This window comes from Okeania sp. SIO2B3, assembly GCF_010672525.1.
In the GTDB taxonomy this organism is placed as follows: Bacteria; Cyanobacteriota; Cyanobacteriia; order Cyanobacteriales; family Microcoleaceae; genus Okeania.
The window spans coordinates 226,843-244,001 of record NZ_JAAHGH010000001.1; the positions used below are offsets into that span (position 1 = coordinate 226,843).

Sequence of the window (17,159 nt, forward strand, 5' to 3'; positions counted from 1 at the left end):
TTCCTGTGCTGTAAATTATAATTTTTTTCTGTTGCCAAAAATTTTATCTGTAGAAAAAAATTGCCTAATTTGAAATTAACTTTCCCATACTAAAAAATTCTCAAAATCTTATATGTAGACATTTTAAATAGGGCTTGCTGATTAAATATCAAAGCATTGACTGATATTGGTTTGCTGCCTTTTTTTGCCTTGAAAAAGTGCAAGCTTTTCGGTTGCTCAAGCTCATGCATGCTAGTATTTTGGGGCGATTATGGCAGAACAATCTTGGGACAATAATTCCTCCTACCTCCTCTACATTCCCATTTCTCCTGTCTTCCCCTCCTGGGAGGGGTTAGGGGTGGGTTGTCTCCTGTCTCCTTCCCCAACAAAAAGACTTTTTCAGCAAACCCTAAATAGGTAATGTACATCAAAAAAATTTGAGTTAAGTTTTAGATGTACTTTACTCAGACTATCCCAGATAATATCATCTCCGAAGGCAATAGTTTGTGTAAGCCCAAGGGTGAATATCTAGAAGAAATTGAAGTTTTTTCAGGCTTTTAAACCTTCTTCCTTCTTCCCTCTTCCTTCTTTCTTCTTTCTTCTTCTCCTAGAAACTACCTATCTCTAATCATTTTTTCCTAAATTCAAGTTTCAATAGAAACTGTAGCTACACCTGCATAATCTCCTGTATTTGTCTTACCAACTATATAAACATCTTTTCTAACCTCACCCACCTTATAAACCTTTAAATCACTCAAATATTGCTTCATGATACTGACAAGTTTTTGATATTTCCTTACCACTTCAGACTCTTGTGCGTTATGCCAATCTTTTGCTGTAATTACCAATCTAAAAAAAACTTCAAATTCTATTACTTTAACTGTAGTCTCTAGAGAATGTTTAGTAATTTTCAAAACAATTTCATTATTTAATGAAATTCTCTCTCCAAATTCCCAAATAAAAACTTCAAAAGGATAATCAGATTCACTCATCCATAGTAAACCTTTTACCACTTCATCTAATTGCTCAAAAATTTCTAAATTAGTTAAAGCCATTGTAATTAATGCTCAAATTACTAATACATTTATAGACTATTGAGGTGAAATATCTAATCCTTGTTTACCTCCCCATAGGCCAACACATCAATAATAGGTGTTGCTGAGGGGCGGGATGAAACTTTTGGGAGAAGGTACATCCCATGCGCGTGTTTTTTATACTTCCTGTGTTCGAGAGCCTAAAATTCATCCCCCACTCTATGCAACGCCATATATTTACTCATCTAGAAGCGATGTAGCTACCGCAGTTGCTTTGCTAACGCAATATTCACAAATCCAGAAAATTATCATCCTGTGAAGCACCAAAAAAACGGCAAGGATTTTCCCCTTGCATTCTCAAAAAAATCATAGTAGTATGTAATTATTGGGTGTTATTCGTACCTACGCATGACTTTTTATTCAACCCAAAAACAGCATATCCTGACTGAATACATATAGAAGGCATACTCACACAATCAAAGCAGAGAAAACTATCATCCGCTGAAGCACTTCAATAATAAAGAAATGACAAGAAGTAGCGACACCGAAAAATTTTCACCCCATCAACACATCCATACATTGACTCATGCAGAAGCGATGTAACTAACGCACTTGCTCCGCCAACGCTATCTTCACAAATGCAAGACACCATCTTGTGAAGCACCAAAAAAACGGCAAGGATTTTCCCCTTGCATCCTCAAAAAAATCATAGTAGTATGTAATTATTGGGTGTTACTCGTACCTACGCATGACTTTTTATTCAACCCAAAAACAGCATATCCTGACTGAATACATATAGAAGGCATACTCACACAATCAAAGCAGAGAAAACTATCATCCGCTGAAGCACTTCAATAATAAAGTTATTTTGCGGATTGGTATTGTACTGGGTATGGGGGGTACTGTCTCAAAAATGCTCACTCCGTTTAAGTTATTTGCTGGTGGACCTATTGGTAGTGGTAAGCAATGGTTTTCTTGGGTACATATTGATGATTTGGTTGGTTTGATTTTACATTCTCTGCGCCACCCAGAAATAGAAGGTAATTTCAATGGTACTTCTCCTAATCCTGTACGAATGGGAGAATTTTGTCAAGATTTAGGATTAGCTTTAAATCGACCTTCTTGGTTACCTGTGCCAGATTTTGCCATTGAATTGTTATTAGGAGATGGTGCGGTGGTGGTATTGGAAGGTCAAAAGGTCTTACCAAAACAGACTCAAGCTTCTGGCTTTGAGTATCAATATCCAACTGCTAAGTCTGCTCTGAAAAATATTTTAGCTCCTTGACATAACTCCCGGCGGTACACATAGACAACACCACGGGATTCTTCAACTCAAAAAAGAGTTGCGGTTTATACACCAGGTCATGCCCTCCCCCTGTTTGTTTTCTATTATAAAATGGATGGCTATCATCCCGTCTCTTACAGGAGAGTGCGGGACTTCCCGCTATGGGAGTTAAAAAAAAATCAAGCTGCCTTAAATTTCAAGGCAGCTCTATCGAATAATTTTTAAACCTATAGGTAGTTAAAATCTTTATTTCTGAGCAGTTACGGATTCTTTCATTAATTCTTTAACTTGTTCCAAGTTATCTGGATCAACATAATGACATACTGCGTCATCTAGGCAAATTAAAGCCCAACCAGACTCATCTATGCTCATTAGTTTATAATCTCCTTGCTGTATAAAAAATCCTTTGTGATTACGAGTTTCTGGCTTTAAACTAACTTCTTTATTGTTGTTATTAATTGTCATTGTATTTCAACTCCTTTGTATTATCTAAAAATTAGGTTTCACTCTCTCAATAGAGACTTTTACTAAAGACTAAACAAGTGGTTAAGTTTTCCCAGACTTGCTTGTGTATATACTAGGTACAGCCTCACACTCTAAACATCTTTTTCTGAATTTATTTGTGCTTTAACTACCTATTCATTTTTTTATTGCTTAGTGTTTGTTATTGTTTGACTTTCAGCAATTTTTGTAGCTCATAATAGGCTATTAACTAAGACATTTTATCTATGTCTTAGGGTTGTACAGATAATTTGCCCCTATCCTCATTTATGCAGACAACTTTATGATATTATTTGGGTAAATATCTTTAGGAAGTCAAGGTTTAGCTGAAATTTTACGTAATGCCAAAATTAGCATTCTTCAAGTTTTCGCTAGATCGTTTAGAGGTAGTTCCTAGAGCTAGATGCTCTTATGGGATTTTCTCAATTTACAACGATTAAGTAATCTCTTAAAGTTCTAAAAATCATAACATGATTTTCTTGGATATTTCATAAAGTTTCTATATGAATTATTAAGTTTTTTAAACTTATATATTTATGCTTCTTAAATAAGTGAGGAGTAGTTGAATTAGGGAAAGGAAAAAAGATTTAATGTTGACCATTTATGCGAGTTCTATATCTTTGAAAAATAGCTTTTACTGTTTTGCTTAATCTATACAGTTATCAACATCTAGTTATTAGCTTTTGTGATAATTTTATTGCTTTGGTGTTGATTATTCCCTGTTGCCTATTTCCTCTCTTGGTGTGCGTTCCCTCTCTTGGTCTTATGGATATGGCAAGGGAACCTCGCCATCCCTCGACCCCTTGCTACTGTAGTCGTCGCGGGGTCGCACCGCTATTACCTATTCCCTAAAATTTACAATATCTCACAACTCAAATAAGATTGCTATATCTTAGAAGTTTATGGATTTTATAACACTGTTTATTTATAGTATATATTTGACATTTGAGGTGTGATAGCAGAAGAAATAAGTAAGAAGAAAAGACCGAAGTTGAAAAAATATTGCTTTGTCTGAGTTTTAAGCTTTTGATATGTCCGCGCCCTTTCCTTCAACTGCTATAAATAGATAATAAAATGCTTCAAAAAAAAGCTTACCTTGATCAAAGTAATACCAGTTTTATATGAGGTTGCATAGAATGATGAAATTCATTAAATCGATCTATATTTATCTACGCTTACCTATGGTCAATTATGCTTTAAATATTATTCTATGCAGCTTCATTTCAATTTGGTATAACAGGTAATTAAAGAATGACAATCTAGTTTTCCATCTCATCTAGAAAAACTATAGCAATTCATGTAGAACCATAGCGAAACCCAGAATATAGAGAATAAAGTCTGAAACCCTTACTAATATAACTATGCCCTAATTCCAGGAAATTTTATACACAATCTAAATAACTATACTATATAGATAGTAGATAGTGTGTTTCGGAATTATGAGATATGATTTTTCTTCTTTATTTATTTGTTCCCTGTTTCCTATCAGTATGAGGATTGCTATAGCAATTATTTAATTTATCTTTTATGAATGCGGGTTTAATACCCCACCGTCAATGGGAGTGCTTAAAATTGCTTGGGGTTTGTAGACACGGAGTGGCCGATCGTTGACTATCCATAAGCAATTTTCCCTTCAGAATAGCTGCCTTCTTCAATTAAACATCGAATAACCAACTCTTAACTCGACTCAAACTAGGCCAATCAGCTCTTCTCTCAAAACCATCCTGAATATTACCTTTAATTTCCTCCAGCCAATCTGAGTCAGCCATAATCATTTGCTGTGCCCTTTCTACATGAATTCTTACACCCTTTTCTCCCATTTCCAGCATTGCTAAAGCTAAATTAATTCTCCCTTGTGGATCGTCTGGATTAAGTTTAACTCCTGTCTTTGCTGCTTTGTAAGCTGATTTAGGTTTTTTCTCTAATAGATATAACCATGATAAACTTATCCAACTACTACTACTTTTAGGAGAACGATTTGTAATATCTTTAAATACTGGAATTAACGTTTTGGCTTCTTCTCCAGCTTTATATCTTTCTAATCCTTCTTGATATAATTCTTCAGGTGTCTGAGTCATAATATTCGATATTTTCTAGTTGAAAAAATTAATGACAATAAGTAAGTTTAAGATTGTACATTAATATAATCAATTTACATAGGATAGGGGCACAATCAATACTGTACCCCTACTCTCTAGTTTGCCTATTATTAAGCAGTTGTATTTACAGAAGTTCTAGGGAATACTAGACCTAGATAGCTTCTCACAAATATAATTTGATTTGATTAATTTTAGGCAGAAAAGGAACTACCACAACCACAGGTTTGAGTTGCATTGGGATTACTAAATTGAAACCCACCCCCAATTAAAGCATTACTATAGTCAAGTACTAAACCGTAGAGATATAGAATACTCTTGCGATCGCAAACCACCTTAAATCCATCATAATCATAAACTTCATCATCTTCTCTAATAGTATTAGGGTCAGCAAAATCCATCATATAGGACATTCCAGAACATCCACCTTGACGCACCCCTACTCTGAGGCACAGGTCTTTCCCTTCTTTCTCTCTCAGAGAATTAACCTGAGCTAAAGCAGCTTCGCTCATCATTATACCTTTTTGCTGAGACTGAGTAGCTTGTGTCATTTTTCTTTCTAGCTCCTTGTACTATTACTTTAAAATAGTAATTCCTTACTATTTTATTCTATTTCATATTTATATTTCTAGATAAAGATTGTAACTATACTTTTTGAATAGTATCCTCAGTAAAAAATCATCATTTTTAAAAATCTGGCCTTATTGTGGTTTCATACTTTAATATATAGGTATCAAAAACTTAAAGACTGTCGTTAATAATGTTAAAATGATCAAAATTATAGATAGAGAATTATATAGTAAGTCTATATATTTTTATGTTAATTATGATTCATCGCTCAATTGCTCTGAGCAGTCATTAAGATAGTAGAAAATAAAATTCCCGTCACATTAGCAAAGCTGTATAGAGAAAAATGTATATCAAAATACATTAATCATATGGCTTAATGCAACAAGGAAAGAATATTTACCAATTGCTTCACTTTTACAGGCTTAGTCTATGGCAGCTCTTAATCCTTCAACAATTCGTAGGTTACAAAAATTACAACAAGTTCCAAGTGTGTGGGAAGGCGATCGTCGCCCTATATACTCAGACTCAAGCTCTACCCCAGAGTTAGAGGCAGAGACAACAAATGAATGTATTCTCTGGGTCGATGGCTCCCATGGAATGGTACGAGCAATGGACATGGTAACATCAGACATTGGCCCAGAAGCAATTGTTCGGACACTGCTGCGAGCAATGGAAAATCCTCAAAGTCCAGCTCCAGCAATTAGACCCCAAAAAATAGTAGTCAAAGACCGAGAAATTCAATTTTTTCTGAGGGGAGTTTTACAAGACCTAGGAATTACCATTGATTATGTCCCAGATTTACCTCTAATTGATGAAATATTTCAAGGACTACAGGAAGTAGCAGAAAATCGTCCTCCTAACTTACCTCCTGAGTATGCGGAAGCTTTAGTTGAAAAAGCATATCAAGTTTGGGATGATGCGCCATGGGAAATATTAGGAGAGCATCAAATTATTTCCATAGAACTTAATCAATGGGATATCAAAAATCTCTACGTCTGTGTCTTAGGTAAGTTAGGTATGGACTATGGCATTTTACTATATCGTTCTTTAGATTCTCTCAAAAGGTTTCGGCAACGAGTAGCTTATGAAAAATCTTATGAAAATTTAGAAGAAGCTTTTTTGGGACAAGATTGTTTGTTTATCACTTACGACAATTTTCAAGAAGAAGACGATGAGAGCGAGGAGATCGACCTCCAAAATTTATCTGCATCAGAAATTAAGCCCAATTTTGGTAATCTACATCCTCTAGAAGGTTTAAGGTCTGTTCTATATGAAGAAGAAGCAGTTACAACATTAGTGGCGATAGAGGCACTCCATCGTTTTTTACGTTCTTACCGCAAAAAGATTACAGGTAATAAGTTTCCTAGCATCAATAGTCGCTACCGTATCCCTATACCAGAATCTGAACAAGTAATTTCAGTCAAAGTGGCTACAATGCCAGAAGTGGCAGAAGAATTATATGAAATGGCTGCCGAGGCCGATCTTGAGGGAGATGAAGAATTAGAAATTGAAATGCCCATGCTGAAGAATGATTTGGTCCCGGCTAATTCTTTCTTGAGTTTAGGAGTGGTACCTTGGGATACAGTGGCATATCTACGAGACAATACCAAACTATACCAGGCAGCGGAAGTAGATATTAAATCATTAGGAGAAGGTTTACCAATAGTTTTGATTCAAACTTCTCTGCCAAAAGCAACTAAATTGATAGATGATTTACAAGAAGCTCAAGGACTTCATGGTATCGGGTTTAACATAGGAGAAGACCCCATGGAAGAAACAAGCTACGATTTGGGCATATTTAAAACTCATGATGGTGTGCTTCATTTATTTGGTGAATTTGTGCAGAATGACCCAGCACACAAGAAAGCTAAACAAAAATGGGACAAGCGTTGCCAGGCTACTGATGGTTGGTGTGGTTTAATTATTGCTAGGGGTATTACAGGCGCTTCTCGTGGTCAACCAGATTTTAAGGATATGATGGCTTTGTTTGAGGTGCGCTTTCTCTCAACTCAAGAATTGGGGATAGGGCCATTACAATTAATGCCAGTATCTTTTTAAATAGCTATCAGCATTTCAGCATTTTAGCGGTCAGCTCCGTAAACACATACCATTACATAAGCACTACCTTTTTAGGCTGATAGCTGATAGCTAGTAGCTAGTTATAGCAGTCGAAGCAAAGGCTAGGACAGGTCAAAAGATTAAAACTCAGACAACGTAATACTTTTCCTTCTTCCTTCTTTCTTCTGCTGTAAGTCAAAAGTGAAAATTTGGAGGTAGAATTATTAAGAATTGTAAAAAAAATGAGTAAGGAAGTAAATAATGCGAGTCGCGATCGCAGGTGCAGGATTAGCAGGCATGGCCACAGCCGTAGAATTGGCCGATGCTGGACATCAAGTAGAAATTTTTGAATCTCGCCCGTTTGTTGGGGGCAAAGTTGGTAGTTGGGTAGATGGGGATGGAAATCATGTAGAGATGGGTTTGCACGTTTTCTTTGGTTGCTACTACCAATTGTTTGAATTAATGAAAAAAGTAGGAGCTTTTGAGAATCTCCGCCTCAAAGAACATACTCACAATTTTATCAATAAGGGGGGTAAAACAGGTTCGCTAGATTTTCGCTTTTTGACTGGAGCGCCTTTTAATGGCTTAAAAGCTTTCTTTACCACATCTCAGTTATCTGTGCAAGATAAGCTACAAAATGCGATCGCTCTAGGCACAAGTCCCATAGTTAGAGGGTTGGTAGATTTTGATGGGGCGATGAAAACTATTCGCGATTTGGATAAAGTTAGTTTTGGAGAATGGTTTCGTGGCCAAGGTGGGTCTGATGGAAGTATCAAGAGAATGTGGAACCCTATTGCCTACGCTCTAGGATTTATTGATGCAGATAATATTTCTGCTCGATGTATGTTGACAATATTCCAATTATTTGCTGCTAAAACAGAAGCATCGGTGCTGCGGATGTTGGAAGGGTCTCCTTACGAATATCTCCACAAACCAATTGTTGAATATTTGGAGGCCAGGGGGACAAAAATTTATACCAGGAGACGAGTCAGAGAAATTCAGTTTACGGAGAATTATGGGGAAACTCGTGTCAGTGGGATAGTTGTCGCTAGTGGGGAGACTGAAGAAACTATTACTGCTGATGCTTATGTGTTTGCCTGTGATGTACCGGGTATTCAGCGCATTTTGCCTGAAACTTGGCGCAAATGGCCAGAATTTGACAAAATCTATAAATTAGATGCAGTACCAGTAGCAACGGTACAGCTTAGGTTTGATGGTTGGGTGACAGAGTTACACGATAAAAACCAACGTGAACAATTAGATCGTGCTGCTGGTCTTGATAATTTACTTTATACTCCAGATGCGGACTTTTCCTGTTTTGCGGATTTAGCATTAACAAGTCCAGGAGATTATTATCGACAAGGACAAGGTTCTTTATTACAGTTGGTGTTAACACCAGGAGACCCTTTTATTAAGGAGAATAATGAGGCGATCGCTCATCATGTCTTAAAGCAAGTCCATGAATTGTTTCCTTCCTCACGGGAATTAAATATGACTTGGTATAGTGTGGTGAAATTGGCTCAGTCTTTGTATCGGGAAGCTCCTGGTATGGACTTATATCGCCCTAACCAGCAAACACCAGTGCCTAACTTTTTTCTGGCAGGTAGTTATACTCAACAGGATTATATTGACAGTATGGAGGGGGCAACTATTTCTGGAAAGCAAGCTGCTCAGAAAATTTTGGCAAATGTGGAACATATTTTGGGGCGAACTCCAGTGACCGCTAGTTAAAATTAAGTGGGGGAGAGTTTAATAATTAATAATTAATAATTAATAATTAATAATTAATAATTAGGGCTTGCTGATTAAATATCAAAGCACTGACAGATATTGGTTTGCTGCCTTTTTTTGCCTTTAAAAAGTGCGCCTTTTTTCGGTCTAAAAAGCTCATGCATGCTAGTATTTTGGGATGATTATGGCAGAAAAATCACTCTTACAATTTTTACGACTATCTCCTCTATAATTTCCATTTCTCCTGTATTTCCCTCCACCGGAGGGGCTAGGGAGTGGGTTGTCTCCTGTCTTCCCCTCCTGGGAGGGGGAGGGGCGAGGGGTGGGTTCCTACCCCTACCAAAAAACTTTCCATAAGCAAACCCTAATTATCTCTCCTTGAAAACAGGTAGAGGTACTAATAACTGATAACTAATAACTAATAACTGATAACTGATAACTGAAATGACTAATTGGCTAGAACATAGCGTACAAATAGAGGTAGCTGTTCCAATTGATTTAGTATGGAATCTTTGGTCAGATTTAGAACAAATGCCTCAATGGATGAAGTGGATAGAATCTGTTAAAGTTTTGGAAGATAATCCTGATTTATCTCAATGGAAATTAGCCAGTGGTAATTTCCAATTTAGTTGGCTTTCTCGGATACAAAGGGTAGTTCAGCATCAAATTATTCAGTGGGAGTCTGTAGATGGCTTACCAAACCGGGGCGCAATTCGTTTCTACGACCGCCATGGTAGTAGTATAGTTAAGTTAACTGTAGCTTATGGAGTTCCAGGATGGTTAATTAAGATTATGGATAACTTATTTTTAGGTAGGATAGTAGAATCTACTTTGATGGCAGATATGGAAAGATTTCGTGATTATGCTGTTGCTATAAAGCAGAAGGAAGAAGGAAAAATTTAACTATAGTGATGGATGTGTAATTTTTCAACAATTAATTATTAATTATTAATTATTAATTATTACCTCTTCTTGAAAAGAAGAGGATTGACACGGAGCGTGAAAATTTTTTCTTCTCTTGGTTGATTGGAGGACAGCGAGGAGGCCTCGCCATGCCTCGACCGCTTTTTTCTCCTTTAAAGGAAGGAGAGGCTTTGACATACTCCCGACGTTGCGCTAACGCGACAACGCGGGATTCGTCTCTCAGAAAAAAAAGCTGACTGCTGTTTATACAGAGGTGATGTCCTCCCCCTGTGTTTAGAACAATTAAAATCTATTTATTTGTAATTGTCAATAGCTATCAATGCACATACTACAATACAATATGTATGCTACAAAGAGAAAATCCCCTCAGAACAACACAGATATAGCAATGTGCGCTGGCATATTTACACATTATTTTTTGTACACCTTTTCGCTTACTGCACTTTGAACTGGACATTGTAAATACTTGAGCGCTCATTGCTATAACGCCCGGCTTTCCCATACGGCGCTCCCCTCCAGGAGAGCGCGGGACTTCCCGCCGGGGGAGTTAAAAGTAGTTTAGTTGAGAAAATTAGCAGAATATAAAGCTCAACAATCAACAGAAAGAGGATTCCGTTTTCTGAAAGACCCCTATGTTAGCTTTTAGCGTCACTTTGCTCGCCATTGCTACTTAATTGCACTACAGAATTACTATTTTTTTGAGGTTTCAAAGATAATGAGGTAGACTCTTGAAAACGAATATCTTGCTGGGGAATAGGAATCTCTATTCCTGCTTGAACAAATCGTTCCTGAATCTGATGAAGAGTTTCATTATATACTCGCCAGTAATCTGAAGTTTTAGTCCATCCTCCTACATACAGATCGACGAAATACTCTTCAAATTTCCATGCAAATGTACTCGGTCCTGGTTGGTCTAATACTAAAGGATGAGATTTAAAAACATCCAAAAGTAATTGCTCAACTTTAGACAAATTCTCACTATAACCAACCCGAATTTGCAAACTAACGCGACGAGTATCTCTGGCACTATGATTAACCACCACACTATTCAAAACTAAGTTATTGGGAATTGTAACAATCTGACCAGTCCAACCTTTGACTTTTGTATTAGCGAGAGTGATAGAATCAATGTAGCCCCATGTCCCAGATAATTCTACTTCATCGCCTACGTTAAATGGGTTATAGATCATAATCATTAGACCACTAGCCAAATTTCCAATATTGGTTTGTAAAGCAAATGCCAAGATGAAGCTAGTACCACCAACTAAGGCGAGAATTGGACCAAGATTTATTTCCAAAGCTGTCAATGCTAATAAGACGCCAACACCAACAGTTGTTTGCCACACAGTTCTGACCAATAATTGACGCAAAGGGTCAGAAACTCCCCCTACAATTCGCAGACTCCTATTAGTAAGAAAGCCTAAAATTGCAGCCACAATTACAGAAGTAACCACAATTGCAGAAAAGATACCAATATTTTGGCCCCAACGTAAACCACCTTCTTCTGATTTGAGCCAACCAGCTATCCTTAACCACAAACCTTCAGTATCGCTTACATCAATCTCGACACCACTAACAGATTCAATATATTGCCGGAAAGATTCAGCTTTGCCCCCTTTACTCTCAAATTCATCCAAAACAGTATCAAAGCGATCGGCAAGAGCAGTTTGTTCCTGTTGCAGCTCAGTGACACCAACGACTAATTGAGTCTTGACTTCCGATGCTTCTTCACTAGAATCTTCGAGTTGTTGTGATAATGCTTCTAATTGTTCTTCTTTCTCTGCTAATTCCTGTTGACTATCGATATTATCTGTATTACTAACTTCATCTTGGATCGCTTCTGCTACTACTTCTAGATTTTGGGTAGCTTCCTCAGTTCCTTCACTTTGCTTTTTAACCTCAACAGCTTCCTCAACTGCTTCTTGAGCTTTGGCGAGTTCTTTTTGTGCCACTTCTAGATTTTTTTCAGCTTCTTCTGCTTCTGGAGAACTAGGAGATGCACTCTTTTTTCCTGCTTCTGCTTCCTCAAGAGATTTTTGAGCTTTTTCTATAGCATCAACTGCTTCTTCAGATTTTCGGGTTTCCCTATTCTTGCGTTTGATGGCAATTTCAGCATCGCTAATTTCCTGAACTTTGGCTTTGAGCAAATTCTGCCAAGCTTTGGCTTCGACTTCTAATTCCTGCTGAGTCAAAGGTTTAAGCAAAAGCTTCAGCTCATCGACAGGAATTTCTGGTTCTTCAGTAGTAGTTGCTGCAATTTCTGTTTCTGATTCTTGGGAACTAACTGGAGAGACCCATAGCGTTAGAGTACAAGCAATTACTGTTAGGCAAAATGCTTGCCATTTATGGCTAAAAATTGATTTTTTTCTTTTTTTCATTGATCTATTTCACTAATAATAGGTGTTAGGTATTAGGTTTTAGGTATTGGGTATTATACCAATTTTACGTGAGGTGGCATAGAGTTATGAAATTTATTAACTTGTCTATCTCGATCTACAGTCAACTCTGATTAAAATATTATTCTATGCAACTTAGAAATTAATTTTGTATTCGTGAATTTCTCTAAATAAATATTTCTAATTTGAGCATAAATTTTTCATAGATTTGCCGATGATTGGACTCTTATTTGCAGAATATGAAAATTAATATATCTAGGAAAAATACTCCCATATCTCCTACTTTCTATCTCCCCATACAGTAATCAGGAATTGTAAGCATTCAGCACTCAGCTATCAGCTATCAGCTATTAATTTATTACTTTTTGAGCAGGAATTAGTATTGATAGATTTAAGGAGAATTAAAAGTATGGAAAAAAACTGACTAGGACGAGAGAGACTGTATATTCATTATTTATGAAACATCTAAAAGTTGAGTGCTAATAGCTGAATGCTTACCAGGAATTAATCATTGAAGCACTAATAAAAGCAATCATTCAAAACAACACCTCAGTTTTTTTTGAAACATTTACTTGATGATCAAGCAGTATTATTAGTACTATTATTCATAATAATTACGACCGAACAGGAAAATCCATACTATATTTTTTTAAATCTTCTCTTCCAGTAGTTGTGTTGGTCCAGTAGGGTGCGTTAGTGATAGCGTAACGCACCATTCCATTCTGTAACATTAGACATATCCAGATAAAGAGAGAGTAGGGAGTAAGAGAAAAAAATTGATAATTTATGTGCTATAATTGATTTTATTTTTTCTTATTGGAGATGTCTATTAAACATAATTTAGCTTGATTCTTATAGCTATTAGAAAGATATTAATTTTGATTTTCTAAAAGTTCTAAAAATTCATCTACAACTTTATTTGGTTCTGTATAACATTTTTGGGAGTCAAACCGATAAACCCTCACACCATTCTGCTCAAAATATTTTTCTATTTCTTGTTCTTTTACTCGTCTTTCAGGTGTATGAGATAAACCATCAATTTCGAGTATTCCCCACTTAAGTCCTTTGGCAGTTTTATAGCAAATTAGAAAATCTGGTTCTTGATTTTCTCTTCCGTTTATTGCGGTAAGACGGGCGATACTATTGGGAAAAAAAAGTAAGCCTCTTGCGTCAAGTACTTGGGCTATATTAACTTCTGATTCAAAGCGAAAAAGCAGATTTTCCCATGTAATGGTATTGTCTCTCTTTATATTTTTTAACCTGCTGTTATTTAATGATAATAATTCGAGCATAGTACCTTTAATTTTAGCATTATCTAATCTAGCTCTCGTTAAATTTACACCTGCTAGATTAGCATAGGTTAAATCAGCATTAGTTAAGTTAGCTCCTTCAAGGTCAGCCCAAGATAGATTTGCTTCGCATAATTCTGTATTTTCAAGGTATGAACCTCTAAGCTTGGCATCACATAAAAAAGCACAAGAGAGTTTAGCATTAGTTAAGTCGGCGTTAGTTAAGTCGGCATAACTCAAATTAGCTCCAGTCAAATTTGCATCACTCAAATTTGCTTCACTAAAGTTTGTATGGGCACTAAGGAACCTTGTACCGACACTAAACAAGTTGGCATACATCAAGTTAGCACCATGTAAGTTGGCCTCCGTAAGATTTACCGACCTCAAGTTGGCATACATCAAGTTAGCACCACTCAAATTAGCTTCCTCTAAGCCAGCATCACTCAAGTTGGCATACATCAAGTTGGCATACATCAAGTTGGCTTCACACAAAATTGCATTACTCAAGTTGACATTACTCAAGTTAGCACCACTCAAATTGGCTTCATACAAAATTGCATTACTCAAGTTGACATTACTCAAATTGGCGTTACTCAAGTCTGCTTCATCTAAGTCGGCTTTACTCAAATTAGCACTACTCAAATTGGCATTACTCAAGTTAGCATTGCTTAACTCAACACCCCTAAAATTTCTCTCCCCACTGTTATAATGCTTCAAAAGTTCCTCAGCATCCATATCAAATCTCAGATTATTAACAACTACTATATTATAATTACAAAAGCCAAACGAATAATAGTTTAATTTTTAGAGCGATCGCTCAGACAAAACTATAAAGTTTGAGTAAAATAACGATGCCAACCAAAGCGTCATTTATGACTCCTAATATTTCCAATTAATTCATAGTATAATAATCTTAGTAAAACTTGTGAATAGCAAAAAAAATTGAGCATACAATTTTTCTGTTTTTACCTAAACAGTGATGTTGAATTAACAAATTAAAGAGAACTTCATATTACTGAAAAACACCCAGATTTAGGTAGAGGATATCAACAGCTAATTGCTGATACCTTACTTTATCCTAATTAAGTTAGATGTGATGTACGGTTTGAAAATACAATCTTATTATCAAGGTGGTATCCTAATATTCGTAAAGGCAGGTATATTGTGGTAGCTGTTGTCACTGATACTGTTCCAGAAGAACGCAATTGGATTGTAACTGCTTACCTCACTCTCAAAATTACTCAAGGAGAAGTTATATGGACTCGAAATTAACTTTTGAATATGACCGTATTGGAGATATTTTTATATCAATAAATGCACTCCATATCCAGAACAAGAATCAACAGAAATTGACTATGGAGTTGTTGCTCGTTTCAACCCGGAAACAAATGAAATTGAAAATTTGGAAGTAATGTTTTTCTCAAAAAGACTATCGGAAAAAAACTGGTTTGAATTGCCCATTAATGCGGATTTTAGTTTGGTAGGATTAAGCTAAAAAAATAAGGTGTTATCGGAATTTGATAAATTTTTGCTACAAATAGCCAGGATATTTATTAGGAGTCAACCCACCCCTCGCCCCTACCCCTCCCAGGAGGGGAGGGGAAGTCAGGAGTCAGGAGTCGTATGGGAATGGCTTCAATACCATTTTTGACCTAGGAAATTCTCTTTTTTGTCAAAGGGACATCTCCTTTAAAATCTTTTAATCATGCTTATTATTCGTAACATTCTTTTGTCAAAATTTTATTACTCAATGTATACAATAATTTTGTCAAATATCATAGTGATTTTTTTGACCTTTGAATTCCATCTATTGTAAACTTTACCCACAATAACGAAGGAAACCAAACTATTATCAATGACTCTCAATCTTTCCAATCAATTCATAGAAGAATCTCCCTTATCAGTTGCAGGAATTACCTTTTATATCAAAGATATTTTAGAAGAAGATTACCAACTTCAAAAAATATCAGTTATCGGAGAAGTCTCTAGCGCCAAGCTCAATTCAGGGAACTTATATTTCACACTTTCTGAACCAGATAATTCTGCCTCTCTTCCCTGTGCTATTTGGAGAAATACTCTCAAAAATATTCATCATCAACCTGAAAAAGGAGAACAAATAATTGTCACAGGTAGAATTAGTCTCTATCCTCCTAGAGGGGACTATAAATTAATAGTTAATACTGTCTCCCTTGCTGGAGAGGGAATACAAAATCTCCGCTATTTACAACTTCGTTCCCGTCTAGAAAAAGAAGGTTTATTTGACCAAGAAAATAAACTAAATCTCCCCAAATTTCCTAAAATAATTGCCGTAGTTACCTCGGATACTGCTGCTGCCTGGGGAGATATTCAACGGACAATTAAACAACGTTATCCTCTGGTAAAAGTTTTATTGTCGCCAACTTTTGTACAAGGAGAATTTGCTCCTATTGCCATAGTTGAAGCTATAAAAAAAGTTGAATTAGACGGACGTGCTGAAGTAATAATTTTAGCTAGAGGTGGTGGAGCGGTAGAAGATTTATCCTGTTTTAATGATGAAAGAGTTGTCAGAGTTATTGCTGATTGTCAAATTCCAATTATTACGGGTATTGGTCATCAAAGAGATGAAACTTTAGCAGATTTAGTGGCAGATTATTCTGCTCATACTCCCACCGCAGCAGCAGAAAAAGTTGTGCCAGACCAAAATCAACTTTATGAAGAACATTGTCAAAGAGTTGAAATAATTATTGATGCTTTGAGAACTAAGTTTAATGAAGAAAAGGCAAGTTTAAACTCTCTCAAAAATCGTCTGAAAAATATTCATCAAACTTCCAAAACTTTAGACAAAGCAAATTTTAAATGTCAGATATTAAGGCAAAAGTTAGCGGCACTTGACCCTAAAGCAGTTTTATCTAGAGGTTATGCAGTGGTGCAAAAAAATAATGGTAAGTTAGTAAATTCAACGTCGGATTTAATGGCATACCAAGAATTGATTATTCAGTTAAATAGTGGTAAGGTAAAAGTTAAAATTATGGATATTTTTGAATCTGAGAGTATGGAGTAAAAAAATGGAATTTGATTATGAGGAAACTGTCATTAATATTGAAAATATTATTGCTGAAATTGAATCGGGAGAATTAACATTAGAGGAAGTATTTGAAAAATTTTCTCTTGCTGTGGCAGATTTGCAAAAATGTGAAGCTTTTCTCGCTCAAGGTCAACAACAAATGAATTTATTAATTGAAACTTTAGAAGATGATTTTTAGGAGGTCTGGCACACAAGGATTTTGCTACGGATATCACACAAGGATTTGGCCTCG

At 36.1% G+C, this 17,159-nt stretch carries 11 protein-coding genes and 1 pseudogene; 6 read left to right on the forward strand and 6 right to left on the reverse strand.

Translation table 11 applies throughout. The annotated features are described in order from the left end of the window. Positions 1-623: 623 nt before the first annotated feature. Complete coding sequence (locus F6K15_RS00820; RefSeq protein ID WP_293055892.1) at positions 624-1,034, reverse strand: nuclease A inhibitor family protein; 411 nt, start codon at positions 1,032-1,034, stop codon at positions 624-626. 841 nt (positions 1,035-1,875) lie between these two features. On the opposite strand from F6K15_RS00820, the pseudogene F6K15_RS00825 reads away from it, so the two are divergent. Further along, positions 1,876-2,298: pseudogene (locus F6K15_RS00825) on the forward strand (DUF1731 domain-containing protein); the annotation flags it as partial. Between the two features lie 246 nt (positions 2,299-2,544). Here the strand turns inward: F6K15_RS00825 and F6K15_RS00830 are convergent. The 3 genes from F6K15_RS00830 to F6K15_RS00840 form a co-directional block, all read right to left on the reverse strand. Then, entirely contained in the window at positions 2,545-2,763 is a 219-nt protein-coding gene (locus F6K15_RS00830) for a hypothetical protein (protein WP_293055895.1), read from the reverse strand. Between the two features lie 1,691 nt (positions 2,764-4,454). Continuing rightward, entirely contained in the window at positions 4,455-4,877 is a 423-nt protein-coding gene (locus F6K15_RS00835) for a hypothetical protein (protein WP_293055898.1), read from the reverse strand. Positions 4,878-5,089: 212 nt separating this feature from the next. After that, positions 5,090-5,446, reverse strand: a complete 357-nt coding sequence (locus tag F6K15_RS00840; RefSeq protein ID WP_124146486.1) for an iron-sulfur cluster assembly accessory protein — start codon at positions 5,444-5,446, stop codon at positions 5,090-5,092. 448 nt (positions 5,447-5,894) lie between these two features. Between F6K15_RS00840 and F6K15_RS00845 the strand changes: the two genes are divergently transcribed. The 3 genes from F6K15_RS00845 (at position 5,895) to F6K15_RS00855 (ending at position 10,157) form a co-directional block, all read left to right on the forward strand. After that, positions 5,895-7,523, forward strand: a complete 1,629-nt coding sequence (locus F6K15_RS00845; protein WP_293055912.1) for a DUF6930 domain-containing protein — start codon at positions 5,895-5,897, stop codon at positions 7,521-7,523. A gap of 261 nt (positions 7,524-7,784) precedes the next feature. Further along, the gene (gene zds, locus F6K15_RS00850) at positions 7,785-9,254 is read left to right on the forward strand and encodes a 9,9'-di-cis-zeta-carotene desaturase (RefSeq protein ID WP_293055915.1); all 1,470 of its coding nucleotides are present in this window, start codon (positions 7,785-7,787) and stop codon (positions 9,252-9,254) included. A 444-nt stretch (positions 9,255-9,698) separates the two neighbouring features. Further along, entirely contained in the window at positions 9,699-10,157 is a 459-nt protein-coding gene (locus F6K15_RS00855; RefSeq protein ID WP_293055918.1) for an SRPBCC family protein, read from the forward strand. Between the two features lie 656 nt (positions 10,158-10,813). Here F6K15_RS00855 and F6K15_RS00860 read toward each other — a convergent pair. Beyond that, a complete protein-coding gene (locus F6K15_RS00860) occupies positions 10,814-12,556 on the reverse strand; it encodes a mechanosensitive ion channel family protein (protein ID WP_293055920.1) in 1,743 nt (580 codons plus the stop codon). Positions 12,557-13,446: 890 nt separating this feature from the next. After that, on the reverse strand, positions 13,447-14,598 hold the full coding sequence (locus F6K15_RS00865; RefSeq protein ID WP_293055923.1) for a pentapeptide repeat-containing protein: 1,152 nt from the start codon (positions 14,596-14,598) through the stop codon (positions 13,447-13,449). 1,120 nt (positions 14,599-15,718) lie between these two features. On the opposite strand from F6K15_RS00865, the gene xseA reads away from it, so the two are divergent. Together xseA and xseB are read left to right on the forward strand one after the other, a co-directional pair. Then, on the forward strand, positions 15,719-16,903 hold the full coding sequence (gene xseA / locus F6K15_RS00870) for an exodeoxyribonuclease VII large subunit (RefSeq protein ID WP_293055926.1): 1,185 nt from the start codon (positions 15,719-15,721) through the stop codon (positions 16,901-16,903). A 4-nt stretch (positions 16,904-16,907) separates the two neighbouring features. Next, positions 16,908-17,105, forward strand: coding sequence for an exodeoxyribonuclease VII small subunit (xseB, locus tag F6K15_RS00875; protein ID WP_293055929.1), 198 nt, complete (start codon positions 16,908-16,910; stop codon positions 17,103-17,105). Positions 17,106-17,159: the final 54 nt, after the last annotated feature.